The organism is Bacteroides sp. QWL-09 (genome assembly GCF_058683585.1).
Window position 1 is genome coordinate 1,404,256 of record NZ_CM178748.1, and the last position, 14,397, is coordinate 1,418,652.

Annotated in this window: 9 protein-coding genes; all 9 read right to left on the reverse strand. The window is 43.0% G+C overall.

Annotated features, from left to right (window positions below):
• Positions 1 to 60: 60 nt before the first annotated feature.
• Positions 61 to 1,755 carry a peptide-N-glycosidase F-related protein gene (locus AC4PG5_RS05575; protein ID WP_492030436.1) on the reverse strand — a complete coding sequence of 565 codons (1,695 nt, stop codon included), beginning with the start codon at positions 1,753 to 1,755 and terminating at the stop codon, positions 61 to 63.
• A 190-nt stretch (positions 1,756 to 1,945) separates the two neighbouring features.
• Positions 1,946 to 4,903, reverse strand: a complete 2,958-nt coding sequence (locus AC4PG5_RS05580) for a glycoside hydrolase family 2 protein (protein WP_492030437.1) — start codon at positions 4,901 to 4,903, stop codon at positions 1,946 to 1,948.
• A gap of 15 nt (positions 4,904 to 4,918) precedes the next feature.
• Positions 4,919 to 6,481: a sodium/sugar symporter gene (locus AC4PG5_RS05585; RefSeq protein WP_492030438.1), complete on the reverse strand. Its 1,563-nt coding sequence runs from the start codon at positions 6,479 to 6,481 to the stop codon at positions 4,919 to 4,921.
• A complete protein-coding gene (locus AC4PG5_RS05590) occupies positions 6,478 to 7,359 on the reverse strand; it encodes an SMP-30/gluconolactonase/LRE family protein (protein WP_492030439.1) in 882 nt (293 codons plus the stop codon). The genes AC4PG5_RS05585 and AC4PG5_RS05590 overlap by 4 nt, the downstream gene beginning before the upstream one ends.
• Positions 7,360 to 7,374: 15 nt before the next feature.
• Positions 7,375 to 8,166 carry an SDR family NAD(P)-dependent oxidoreductase gene (locus AC4PG5_RS05595; protein ID WP_492030440.1) on the reverse strand — a complete coding sequence of 264 codons (792 nt, stop codon included), beginning with the start codon at positions 8,164 to 8,166 and terminating at the stop codon, positions 7,375 to 7,377.
• 6 nt (positions 8,167 to 8,172) lie between these two features.
• Positions 8,173 to 9,342, reverse strand: a complete 1,170-nt coding sequence (locus AC4PG5_RS05600; RefSeq protein ID WP_492030441.1) for a mandelate racemase/muconate lactonizing enzyme family protein — start codon at positions 9,340 to 9,342, stop codon at positions 8,173 to 8,175.
• A 47-nt stretch (positions 9,343 to 9,389) separates the two neighbouring features.
• A complete protein-coding gene (locus tag AC4PG5_RS05605; RefSeq protein WP_492030442.1) occupies positions 9,390 to 10,082 on the reverse strand; it encodes an RraA family protein in 693 nt (230 codons plus the stop codon).
• A gap of 12 nt (positions 10,083 to 10,094) precedes the next feature.
• The gene (locus AC4PG5_RS05610) at positions 10,095 to 10,964 is read right to left on the reverse strand and encodes a helix-turn-helix domain-containing protein (RefSeq protein WP_492030443.1); all 870 of its coding nucleotides are present in this window, start codon (positions 10,962 to 10,964) and stop codon (positions 10,095 to 10,097) included.
• The gene (locus AC4PG5_RS05615) at positions 10,961 to 14,293 is read right to left on the reverse strand and encodes a glycoside hydrolase family 2 protein (RefSeq protein WP_492030444.1); all 3,333 of its coding nucleotides are present in this window, start codon (positions 14,291 to 14,293) and stop codon (positions 10,961 to 10,963) included. Before AC4PG5_RS05615 ends, AC4PG5_RS05610 begins: the two co-directional genes overlap by 4 nt.
• Between the last annotated feature and the right edge of the window lie 104 nt (positions 14,294 to 14,397).

The window sequence follows — 14,397 nt, forward strand, 5'->3', positions numbered from 1 at the left end:
CAGATATTACACCGCCAAACCTCGGTTAACGAAGTTTGGCGGATAAAGGATTCGTATAATTTACTTATAGAGTAATGCCCCGGAGATGCACCAGTAGCTAAAGCTACCCCCTTCTCTAGGACCTAGAGGAATCTTCACCGATAGCGTATGCTCACCGGCTTCCAAATCGCCCAGATAGATGTAATCCGGATTAGTAACCGTACCCGGACACCAATTCGAGCGGCTCAAGTCCGATGAACTCTGTCCGTTACTAAAGTTGCCCGATGCCGGATTCCAGTTGCGATAAGTACCACAATCATCTCTCCAAGGAATGAACGAGATCACTTTCGCACCATCCATATAAATCGTATTCAGTTTGGGATTAAACTCATCGCCATTATCCCAACCTCCATGACCGGTGGTCAGATAAAACAATTTAGCTTCTTTCACCGCCTCTTTGAGAGTGAAAGTCACCCGCAATGAGTCTTTATCCATGAACGTCGGATAAGGTTGTCCCGCCTGTTCCATATAATTCACCGTATTAAACAACGGCATCACTTTCAATTCACGCTCTCCTCTGCCATCAGGATAATACTTCAATCGCAAGTTCACCTTATGTCCGTTCTTATCCCAGTTGCCGATATATGCACCAATCCATACCTCACCGGTTAAGAGTGAAGCCAAAGCCGTCACGTCTGTTTTATAAATCACCGAGTCGGCCCATTGTTGTCCGGGTACCTTAATATGATTGAACTTGCCGACACCGAAAGAGGTAAAGAAACGCATCAACTCAACCGGAGTGCTATAATCGGGTGTTGAGATCAAAGCCGGATATTCCACGCCATTCGACACAAAAGCCGGTACCGATTTCAGAGCACGCATGGCATCAAGATACGACAAAGGTTTATCGGTTGGAACCACAAAAACGGACCCGGTGCGATCGTATGCATCACCATCCGAGCATTGAATCAATTCAGCAAAGATGGCTTTTCCATCAACATTCTTTGGAAGAGTGACCTTCTTCAAGATAACCGTACCTCCTCCAACGTTGTAGACCTTATCGGCCTCAAGCGTCTCAGGCATCTTTTCTCCGGTGAAATGAATTCGTCCATCGGTAAACACCGGAATTGTTTCTACTCCACTATTATTAATGGCAAAGCGATAATGGGCCGCATCCATCACTTTCCCCCATGATTCCGGTAATAACTTCACCATCTTCTTTGAAGGTTCGATGAGCGAAGCCGTCAACGCACGATTGCCGTTATAAGTGATCTTCAAGACCAATCCATCGGGCACACCGACACTCGCTCTTGGTGTTCCCATAAAAGGCAACTCCTTTGTATACCAAACTTTGATCGTATTCGAATTGATCATCGTCTGCACGACCGTACATTTTAAACCGAGAATGGTCTCCTCACCGACAACAGTCAGCCCCGTATTAAATTTAAAATCGTTCGCCATTGCGATCACCTCCCCATTAGGAAGTTCCGTACGGCTATAACTCTTCATCGCCCCATAGTCGACAAAGCTCTTCTCTTGTAAGCCGCGACTCTCTGTCTGATTCTCTTCAGCCGATGCAATAAGCACCTCCTGCCCACAAATCGTCATCAGTAATTTTCCGGGATACACCTTTCCATCACTCGACGACTGATAAGTGATTACCACACTTTTGGCTTTCTTTAATTTCGATATTTTGTTGGAATCAGTAGCCCCATAAGCCGTTAGATTCATCACAAGCCCTACAGCCAAGGTACATAATAAAAAAAGTCTTCTCATTGTTCGTTTGTTAGTTAGATTAATTAGGATGCACAAAAATAGGAATATAAACCGTAATTCAAAAGCTAAATAGTCCCTTATTTGGGCATACATCATTAATAAAGCATGCTCAAATAAAGGACCATTTTTAAGTCATTTGCCGAATTAGGCTTTTAAATCGGTATCATTTAGTTATAATGAATAACCGGATTTAGAACTGCAAGGTGATGTGTCCATAGTTTGGAGACGCATCTAGTGTCTTACAATAATCTCCCCAACCAATCTCAGGATAATCCCAGCGTGTATTGACATATAGCAACAAACGTTCATCGGCCATCTTATTCAATCTACAACCTAGAGAAGCATCTGCAGAGATAACCTTAATTGCAGCCTTTTGATCACGAGCAACCGTATACTGCCAAACGTTTTCTTTCATTCCTTTGGCCCTATTGGTAAGCGGACGATCGCAAATAGCTCCCTTATCGGCAAAATAATAATAATTACGAGTATCCTCTCCCCAACTCTGTTTTGGATCAGCACCATAAGCAACTGCATGAGCATTATACAAAGAGGTTTGCCCTTCATTGCCCGCAAAACTATAAGCCGGATAATAACTCCAATACCCTTTACGCTTCCATGAGAGCCCGCTCATCTCTTTCGGAAGATAAAACTTCGCTCCGGATTCGCGTAACCAGCCATTAGGCTCACCTACGGTTTGGAAAGAGAAAGAGCATTGTCCTGTCGATTCTATTTTAATGTTGTATGTGACGGTTATATTGCGATAAGTACCAACTAAACGAACTTGAACGGTTGATCCCATCTTTTTCCAAGTCAACGATTGTTTATTCCAAGTTTGGTCGTCCAAAATAAAGTTGCGTGCTTTTTCACGCACTTCGGGTCCGGTGTTGTGATTGAAGTTCAGATCAAGATTAATAAACGGACCTTTATCGATCACCACCTTACCGTGGGATGTAGCCTTCTCGATGAGACCGGTCGCTTTGTTAAACGGAATCTCGAAAGTCGCTCCTCGAATCGTCAAATAATCAGGATTATCGATCACAGCTAACTCTTCTTTCGACAGATTCATAGGCAATTTGTGAGCCTCTGCTCCTAAGGTCAGCTGTTCAGCATCGATCAGTTCTCCTTGAGTATTAAAAAACTCGAGTAGGACTGTATCGCCAGATTTCCAATCATTGGCAGGGATGATTAAAGCACCTTTCTGATGAGGAAGGATGGATGGCAAACGCATACTCTGTACTTGACCCTTATAATGAAGTTTCATTGTCACCTCATTCAAGCTTGTATGATCAAAGCGATTGTAAACCGGTACATAAAGTGGAGCATCAGAAGTAAACGACGAGAATGTTGTTTGTAGCACCCGAATCGGAGAATAGGCTTTCTTTGTTCCCCAGAATTCCGGCTTTTCACGACGCCACACATCAACAATGCCCCATTCGCCATAACCCACACATTTTCCCTCAAACTCCTTGGGTTTGGAAGTACGAGCAAATTGAATCCAATACGGAGTACCCTCTTTCAAATCGGGAATCATAAATGTTTCATCTATATATCCCCAAATCGCACCGCCAAGTCCACCGGTAGCATCGAACAAATGACTCCACATCTTATCGAGCGATGCTCCCCAAAACTCCCGAATATTTGGGTCATCTTGTAGCGTGGTATACGTATAGCATGGCACGTGAGCCCACTCGTCAAAGATACTCGGATATTTTGCGGTTTGGAAACCTCGAGTTGACGGTCCAAACTGCTCCATATTTCCATCAACTCCAGGATAATGGAAACTTAGCAAGTCATAGCAAACTTTATCTTTAGGAACTGTTCCCGGATAACTAAAAATAACGGGACGAGTCCGATCCCATCCCTTCGTCCAGTCGTAAGTCGATTGAAAATTAGTGCCATAAGTACTCTCATTGCCAATCGACCAGAAAAGTACCGAACTATGATTTGCAAAAGTCTTCACCATCTCTTGCATCTGACTCATATAATGCGAAGCAAACGCTTCATCACTTTGGCTCGTTCCCGGAGCATAATTCTTCTGGCGATAAGTACTCACAAAGCAAACAGCTGTTTCGCATTCCACATAAATGCCCATCTCATCACAAAAATTCATAAAATCTTCTGCAGGAGGATAATGAGAGGTACGAACAAAATTCATGTTTGACCGTTTGAATAAAGCCACATCTAAACTATCTAACTCACGATTAGTCGACCGTCCTAAAGTCGGGTGAATATCGTGGCGACAAGCTCCACGAAGTTTAACCGGTGAGCCATTCACCAACATTCGATTCCCTATAACCTTAATCTCACGGAACCCAATCTTCTTGGCGAAACTGTAATGACGATCAGTACCCGGATCAACATCCACCAAGAGTGTATACAGATTTGGATGTTCAGCGTCCCACTTCATCGGATGAGAAATCGCAAACTCATGATTATTTGCTCCAATACCCAACGATAGAGTTGCATTCTGTAGCGTCACTGATTTCCCGGAAGGATCAATCAATTGATATTTTATTTGAGCAGTAGCAGAAGCCTCCATCGACAAACGAAGCTTAGCATCGGTATAAGTCGAGTCAAGATGTGTTTCAATCTTCAGATCCGTAAGCCTAGTTTGTGGTAAAGCATAAATTGAGACTTCTCGCAAAATGCCTCCAATAGGATGATGAGCATAACCCGAAGCATACGAAATATCATCCTTCCGATCAGTTACCTCAAGGCGGATTTCATTTTTCCGTCCTGTCTGAACAAACGAAGTAATATCGGCTTCCCAACGCGTAAATCCTCCAAAGTGATCACGCACAAACTGACCGTTTACAAACAAACGAGCATACGAATAGACCCCATCAAAACGAATGATCGTATTCTTTCCTTTAAAGTCGCTTGGCAAAACAAATTCACGTCGATAGAGATAAGGCTTATCATGTTCGATGCCGAACCCTTGCATTGCTAATTCCCCGGGCACCTTAACGGTATACCACGTTCCCTTGGGAGTAAATTGGAATTGCCATGAGCCACTCAAGGAAAACTGTTGACGTTGCACCCCCGCGACCTTATCGGGTTTCACAAACACCGATACTTGAGCATAAGCATCGTATGCAGCAAGAAAGAGAACAAAAAGGAGCAAAAAAATCTTAGATTTTCTATTCATTGTTATTGATTTTAGTTACCACCACAAAGTATAAAAGAATATAAGGACCAACATTATCACGACGGCCATCACATTAAAGACACGGTCGGTTTTAAACAGTGACCGACTAAGCATTGCTTCAGATTCAGTCCCTTTGGGGTTAACTTTCCCCATAAGCACAATCAACCCGCAACAAAGCAAAAAGACAATTCCCATACGATCCATCCAAGGTAAGCCAGGCATCATCAGTTTTAAAACAGTAGAGAAAACAAACGATCCTAAAGCTGCTGCTAAAGCGCCATTGGCTGTTGCTCGTTTATAGAAGAATCCGGCAAGGAAAATACTTAATGCTCCCGGACTGACGAATCCTGTAAACTCCTGAATGTATTGAAAAGCTTGATCCAATCCGGACAAGAAAGGAGAAATAACCACGCCAATCCCCATCGCAATAAGGTTAGTCGCCTTACCAACCTTCACTAATCTGTGATTATCGGCTTGAGGAGCTACATACCCTTTATAAATATCCATTGTGAAAATTGTAGAAATGCTATTCATTATAGAAGCTAATGAACTAACAATAGCCGCTGTCAATGCAGCAAAAGCCAACCCCTTAATACCAACCGGCAACAATGTACTAACCAACCAGGGATAGGCAGCATCCGATTTGGCTAAAGGTGCATCAAGAGCAAAAGCAGCAATCCCAGGGATAACCACCAGAAGAGGTATAAACAACTTCACAATGCCGGCAAAAGCCATACCGCGTTGAGCCTCAGAAATACTTTTTGCCGCCAATGCTCGTTGGATAATATATTGATTACATCCCCAATAGTAAAGATTAGCCACCCACAATCCGCCAACAATCACAGAAATACCAGGCAAATCGGCATATCCAGGATGAGAAGGATCGAGTATTAGGTGAAACTTATCTGACGCCCGCTCGTAAAGATTGGTACAGCCTTGTAAAAAGCCTTGTCCTTCGCCCAACAAATTCAGTGCGATAACCGTCGTGAAGAGTCCCCCTAAAACCAAGAAAACCACTTGAATCACATCGGTAAGCGCGACAGCTTTGAGCCCGCCTTTAATGGAATAAGCCACAGCAAACAAAGCCAAGCCAAGCACCCCATAAATCAATGGAACTCCAACAATATTCTGAATGGTCAACGCACCTAAGTAAAGAATGGAAGTCAGGTTGATAAAGATGAAAACCAAGAGCCAGAAAACGGCCATAACTGTTTTGACACGTTTATCGAACCTCACCTCAAGGAACTGCGGCATCGTCATAATCTGACGTTTTAAGAAAATAGGCATAAACCATTTGGCGACAATAATCAACCCCAAAGCCGCAATCCATTCATAAGTCGCCATGGCCAATCCAATCGCATATCCGGAACCGCTCATTCCGACAAACTGTTCCGCAGAGATGTTCGATGCAATGATGGAAGCTCCAATGGCCCACCAAGACAACCCTCTACCTGCTAGAAAATAGTTATCGGCACTTTCAATCTGTCCGCTTTTCTTTCGAGATACAAACAGACCAATAAAAAGAACAAGACAACAATAAACCACAAAAATCAATAAATCCCAAAACGATAAACTCATACTTGTTCCTCCTTTCGCTTAAAAGAATAATGATTCTGTCCCGCACGCACCGTTGTTTGGCAAGTAAATAGACTTCCACTTAATGGATACTGTTCCAATTCAGCTTCATTCAATCCGGCACGAGCAGTGGTGATATACAGCACCCCATCCTTACCAAAGGTGCAAGAAGCCACATTAGGAACGGGAACTTCCACTTTATGAATCAATTCTCCGTTTGTTGGATTCCAAACATACACGCCGAATCCTCCCCAATGAGCCACCCATAAGTTGCCTTCACTATCGATTGTCATACCATCAGGCACACCGAAAGCCTCGGGCACCTGAACAGCCACGCCTTGATAATCGAGCTCACCAGTTTCAGGATCATAGCCATAACGTTCAATACATCTTCTCAATGAATCGACATAATACATAACGTCCAATGCCGGATCCCAAACGATACCGTTAGGAATGGATTGTCGGTCGACCACCCGATGAAGAGTCAAGTCACCATCTATACGATATAACGCACCATTATTCTCATAGTCGGATAGTTGCATAACCCCCATAAACAAACGTCCATCGGGAGAAGCCTTCGCATCATTAGGACGCTGGTTAGAAGGAAAAGGCAGATTGAGCAAAAGCTCTTCTTCACCGGTAGAAAAATGAAACTTTAAAATTCGATCTTGAAGAAAAAGCAACACGACATCCCCTGCAAACGGAACGATAGACGAAAGCATTGCATTAAACACATGATGCTGAAAAGTCTTGGTTATAGTGTTGTACTCATGAAGTGTTCTTCCCTCGATATCGACCCATAAAAAAAGAGATAAATCAGGAAGCCATATTGCTCCCTCACCAGTCATGTTCTTGTCGTTATAAAATAGTTGTGCAGTCATGGTAAAAGTATTAAGTTAATCGTCTTGCATCAAAGCAGACCGTCCACCATCCATCAAGATCGTTGTTCCACTAATAAACGAAGCCGTAGGTGATGCTAGATAAACACAAAGGTCGCCCACTTCATCGACCGTTCCGATCTTCTTAACAGGATGCAAGTCAATCGTACGCTGGCGCTCTGCCTCCGGATCGGGGAATGAATTAAACCAAGAATCATTTCCGGGAGTATCAATAAATCCCGGAGCAACCCCTACCGTACGTATTTTAGGTCCCCATTCGATGGTCAAACTTCGTACCAATCCTGTAATAGCAGTTTTTGTCACATTATAAGGAAAACACCCGGGGATTGAGCTATAAGCATGGTTTGAGGTCATCAGCAACACCACCCCATGATCACTCGCCTCCAAATAAGGTTTAGCCGCCTTAGCCAATCGCCAATGAGACGCTAAATTGAGATCGAGGTTATATTGCCATTTCTCTTCGCTACATCCTTCTGCTCCTTCGAACACATTCACTCCTGCATTCGACACCACCACATCTATTCGTCCAAACCGGGCTACTGTCTCATCAATATAATGCACTAAATCGCTCGGATTAGTCACATCAACCTGTACATAATGAGCTTTTCCGCCTGCCAACTCGACCGTTTCTTTGAAACGATCGACAGTCTGATCACCACAAGGTTTTCTTGAGCATCCAACCACAATTGCTCCCGCATGCGCAAAAGAACGGGCAACTCCCAATCCAATACCAGACGAGACCCCTGTGATCAGAACAACTTTATCACTAAAATCAATATTAAAACTCATGCTCTACTAAATATAAAAGTTATCAGGAGCATTTTCTGTAATTCCCGGATGAGCCTCCATTTCCTCTTCAACCAAATCGACACCCAAGCCCGGACGATCGGACAAATGTAACATGCCATCGTACACCATCTCAGCAATCGGATGATCGATCACTGTATCACGCCATGCGACATCATTAAACATAAACTCTTGACGGAAGAAGTTCGGTATAGCCGCACAAACATGTGAAGAAGCTAAAGTCGACAACGGACCATTCGGATTATGCGGAGCAATCAATACATTGTAAGCTTCGGCCATAGTCGCCATCCGTTTCATTTCTGAAGGACCACCACAACGGGTAATATCCGGCATGATCACATCACAAACATGCTTTTCAAGAATAGGTCGGATACCATAACGCGTATAGTGACGTTCGCCAACACAAATAGCCACATCCGAAGGAATACGTTCGCGCATCGCCCGAAGTGTCTGTGCACTTTCCGGACCGGCAGGTTCCTCATACCAGGTTATATCGAGTTTGGCCAAACGTTCCGCCATCTTAACCGCAATACGATAGTTCAACATCGCATGCGTCTCAATCATAATATCAACCTCAGGCCCAACAGCATCACGCACCGCTTTCGATACATTAAAGGCCAAATCTTGTTGTTTCGCACTCAACGTCAAGTTTGAAGCCAAATCCTCGCCATAAAAATAGTTCGTATGAGCAAACGGATCGAATTTTAATCCGGTAAACCCGGCATCCATCACCTTACGCGCTTGGTCAGCATAGTCTTGTTCGTTATGACCACCACCGGTAAACCAATAGTTGGCGTACAATAAGATATCTTTGCGGTAAGCGCCACCCAATAATTCGTAACATGGCACTCCCAAGACTTTTCCTTTCAAATCAAGCAACGCCATATCAATGCCACTGATTGCACACATGCTAGCCCCATACGGACCAATCCAGTTTAAGTCGCGATATAACTTCGTCCAGATAAAATCGGTCTTCATCGGGTCCAACCCAATAATGCGCTGACCAATATGTTTAGCAGCCTCATAGATAACCGGGCTACCCGGCCAGTTCGTTGCCTCACCCACACCGGTATAACCTTCATCCGTATAAATCTTTAATAAAGTCCAATTATATTTAACGCCTTGAACCAGCCACACTTTAACATCTGTAATTTTCATAATACTATCTTATTTTATTCTTATCAAAATCGTTTCTATTCAAAGAACTACATAATTCCATACTTATCGAAAGCTTCACGAGCCTTCATTCCCTCTTTGATCTTTTTGAGAACCATACGTTCGCCGCGTGCTTTCTCAAGAGCACGAGTAAAAACCTCTTCTTCGATCTCTTGTGGAACCACACAGACCCCATCAATGTCGCCAATGATGACATCACCGCAATTTACACGGACTTTTTCAATCTCAATCGGCACTCTAAAGTCAATCACTTTTCCCCGAGGGGCTTGGTCTTGAGCATAGGGGCCATAAGAGAAACAAGGAAAATCAAGATCAAGAATACCATTCGTATCTCTAGAATAACCATTAACAACTGCTCCGGCAGCTTTGCATTGAATAGCCCGTGCACTCATCAACTCGCCCCATAAGGCGTAATTGGGTGACGATCCCGAGCAAATATAAACCTCATTCTCTTTCAAATCGTCCAGAGCCTCCAACATCAACCCAAAGGAACGTTGAAGCAACGGATTGTTTCCAACATTTCCCTGATTCTCAATCACGTCAGCCTCCAGAACCGTCATCGCACGCCCGATTAAGAACATATCATCGCGCAACGGACGAATACAAGGGGGTAAAAACTGATGCGTATACTGCATCTTATCCATAATATCACCCACTACAGCGGTATACAACTCCTTATGAGCAAGCGCAAAAAGCTCGCTATCACTACTCCATTCTTTCATTTTATATGAATACTATTTATGATTTATTTTTCGAGGATTCACGCCAACTTGCTTTTTAAAGATGCGTGAAAAGTATTGAGGAGACTGGAATCCAGATTCGTAACAGATCTCCTTTATACTCAATTCACTGATTCTCAAAAGTTCAATGGCATGATTAATTCTTATTTGATTCAGATACTCTATGGGGGCTAAGTTTAAATGTTCAGCAAAAATCTTGCGTAAGTAACGTTCACTGATCTGAGCTTCATCAGCAACCTGTGTTATTGAAATTTCTTTCTTAAAATTCTCGCGAATAAACCGAATCGCTTTCGTCATCGCAGGGTTAGATCCAATAGGCAGATAAGCCTCATCCATGTGCCGATAAATCAGAATCAACAATTCGGCATAATACATCAACACCAAGTAATCGTAATAGGCTTTCTTTGTGTTTAGCTCCGTTACAATACGTTGAATAGCCCTCATGATTCTCACATTATTGACAATTTTGATCACACTATTTGTGGCAGAGAATAAACTCAGGGGAGTAAACAAGTCGGACTCACCCACAGCCAACACACTCGTAAAATCATCAAAGACTTCCGGCAAAAATTCGAGTTGCATCAAAGTACACCCATCATTACCTGCCTGAAAAGAGTGTATCACATCAGGGCAGATAATCATCAAATCATCTTCCTTAAAGCTGATACTTTCATTTTGCAATTGAATGATGCAACTCCCTTTCTTTACATAATTGATTTCAATGCGATGATGCTGATGTTCAAAATACTTCTCCGTAGGCACAAACGAGATGAATCGAAACACATCGGCCAGTCGTTGTCCTTTTAAATTTTGAACAATGCTGTTCAACTTATCAAATAATTTATTATTCGCTTCTTCCATCATTTCGTCCTCATTTTAATAGATCCCTTTATCACATCTCCCTTTTTAATCGGTCGACGATATTTTGAATAATAGCTTCCCAAAAACATTTCATTTCCCGGTGAAACAAAATCCGCCACTAAGAAATGGATGTGATTACCCTCTTTCCACGATCTCCAATGTTGCTTTCCATTGGAAATGATGATCAGTTCACGATTGGCAGTCGCACTCTTTAACCCGGCAAACCAGATATTCTTACGTGTTGAGCGGAAATCATTACTACCTAATTCATTGGCGTCATAACTCCACGCCCAAGTGGGAGCCGTACGGGAAGAAACAGAATCAGGCACTAAATTATACTTCAATAAAGCCTCTCCTGATGTACGTCCGATATGATCATCGGGATAAACACTCCACAGTCCATTACGTCTCCAGAATAATTGATCATAAGAAAGAGGCGCTTCGAACACCAATCCCCACTGACGAGGATCAACATCAGCCAGAGCTTCAAACTTGTAATCGACGCTTAGTTCACCATTTGCATTGATGATCAATGAATACTCTCCTTTAAATTCTTGATATGAGCCAACAACCGTTACAACAACATCCGTATCCACTTGATTCGCTGTGATCTTTTCGACTTGCCATTCACTACAAACCTCATTAAAGGCAGGGGTATGTGCATTATGATTAGGATAACACCCTCCCCCCGTAAGCGGGAGAGCCATCAACCAAGGTCCGCCGGTGACCACCTCTTGTCCTTCCTTCTTTAAAGAAAGAACTTGTCCGTTAGATTTGCTGATCAGACACTCAAATCCCTTTCCGGTGATTTTAAACGCTGTTTTACGACTAAAAAGTTTAGTTTTAATCTTCGCCATACTTTCCACTTTATTGGCCAACTGTTCTCCTACAGGAATTACGTAAGTATCCACCTCGAAGCCACGAGGATCAATAAAGTGGAGTGATAAGGCATGAGCGGTTTGAGGCTGATCCGCTTTAATCTTCATCGTACCGGTCTGACCAGGCTGAGCAGATAAAGAAGCATAACCACTCTCTTCACCGAACGTCCAACGTACTTTTAATTCGGCCAAATCCATAAACTGATAACGATTCTCCACATCAATAGTCCATTCGGAAACCTGATCTAATGTCTTCGTCAACACCTTTACCGGACTGTAAGTCTTCTTCATATCCCAATATTCAGGTTTAGGGCGTCTCCAACCATCAATAATTCCCCATGCGCCATAACCGACGGCATTCCCGTCAGGTAGTTGAAAAATATCATCAATCCCGGACCAAATAGATCCACCAAGTACTCCTTTAGTCTTATACATATTCTCCCATGTTGGAGCTAAGGCTAAAGCCCAGTCACTTCGCACCCCGGGATCAGTAACCAGTTCACTGCGATTATAAACGTTCAAATGACAAAACTCACCATACGTCATCGGCCGTTTGCTTTCAGCGGCAACCTTATAACCATCGGGACCAGGATAATGAATATTAGCGATCGGCGCATCACTACCTTGATTATTAAATCCACCATAAGCTTGATCATGGAACGCGTAAGGACGAGTGGTATCCGCCTGTTTCATATACTCTCCAACTTGAGCAAACTCTTTATTCCAATACGATTCATTGGCCATAGACCAGAATAAGATAGACGGATGGTTACGATAAAAATGAATCGTTTCCATGTTCGCCTGTAACACATAAGCATAATACGATGGATCTCTATAATTCAGCTTCTTCCAATTCTCATTGGCATGATGACCAATCCAGCAAACAGGCGATTCGACTTCGACAAATAGTCCCATCTCATCACATAATTCGATAAACTCTTCAGCCGGTGGATAATGTGAAGTACGAATAAAGTTACAGTTACCGTTACGATAAAGCTCCACATCTTTTTTCCAAAGTTCGGGCGATAAGGTTCTACCCATCAACGGATGAACCTCGTGACGACAAACGCCATGTAGCTTAACCGCTTTTCCGTTAACGATCAGTTCATTCCCTCTGACTTCAACTTCACGGAAACCAATCTTTTTATCGACACTTTCGGCTAAGGTATCATTCAGATAAAGACGAGTCGTCAGGGTATATAAATTAGGATGCTCATTGTCCCACAAGCGAGGTTGATCGACTTTCATCTCAACCCATCCTTGCCAAGTCTCGCCGGCTTTAATGAGTGGAAGAGGTTGAGTCGCATAGACATGATATCCTTCTAACATCACGCGAACCGAAGCCTTCGTGTAATCTACTCGAGAGGAGTTCTGTATCTTTAAAAAGACCTTCAATTGAGCATCGCGATAAGCCTCATCCAAATCGGTCACCACTCTCAAATCCGTAAGATGCAAATCGGGTACCGTAAACAATCTGACTTTACGCGTAATGCCTCCTAACTGATGAGCCGCATATTGTGTCAAACTCCCTAGCATATCGGCTAACGATTCGCTACGCACCTTTAAAGACAACACATTTTCATTCGGCTTTAAATTGTCAGTGATATCCATTTCATAAGGAGTCATGCCTCCCAAATGATACCCAACCTCACGATCATTCACATAAACATGATACTCACTGTGTACACCATCAAAACGTAGCTTCACACGGTTAGACAACCACGAATTCGGAACAGAAAAAGAGGTTTTATAACGGGCCCATTGAGCCGAATCGACCTTAAAACCCTGCATGGCCCATTCACCTGGTACGTTGATCGGCTGCCAATCATCAGAATGATCATCGGGTGAGAACATCCAATTGGTGCTAAGAGTCATTGAAGGTTCGTAAACGTCTTTAACCTGCTGCGGTATGGGCGTATAAATAGGAAGTTGAGGTTCAACCTCTACATGGCGATTGATGACATAGGTCTTCATCGCTTTAAGAGCATCTTTCTTATCGCCATCAAATGGGGTCAACTGTTTAGGGTTAGAGGAGAATAGTTTGATTTCAGAAACGACTGCATTTGGGCCCTCAAGCGCTTCGATAATTAAGACCAATTGACCATAAGCATACGACTTACGAGGCAAAGTAATCACCGTTTTCTTCATCTGGTTAGTCTTCAGTTTTATTGGGGGACAAACCACATTGCCATCCGCCTGAATGCTAATCACTCGCTCTTGATCGGAATAGAATGAGACCTCCATGTCATAATCAGCATGGATATCCATGTTATCAAAAGCATAAATAAGTCGTGTACCATAAGCGCAAGACAGAACTTCAGAAGGCAAAGTTCGATCGGTTGAACTAAACATATAACTCTGACCCTCTACTAGAAACGGCTGATGAGAAGTACTTCCACAATCATCATAAGCAACAAGACTGCCTTTCCCTTGAGCATAAGCCGTTGTATGCATCAAAATCAAGATTAACACTATGAATGCCTTGTAAAATCGTTGTCTATTCGCCATGTTTTCGATATTAAATTGTTTATAGCACAAAATTAGAAAAAAGGAAACTC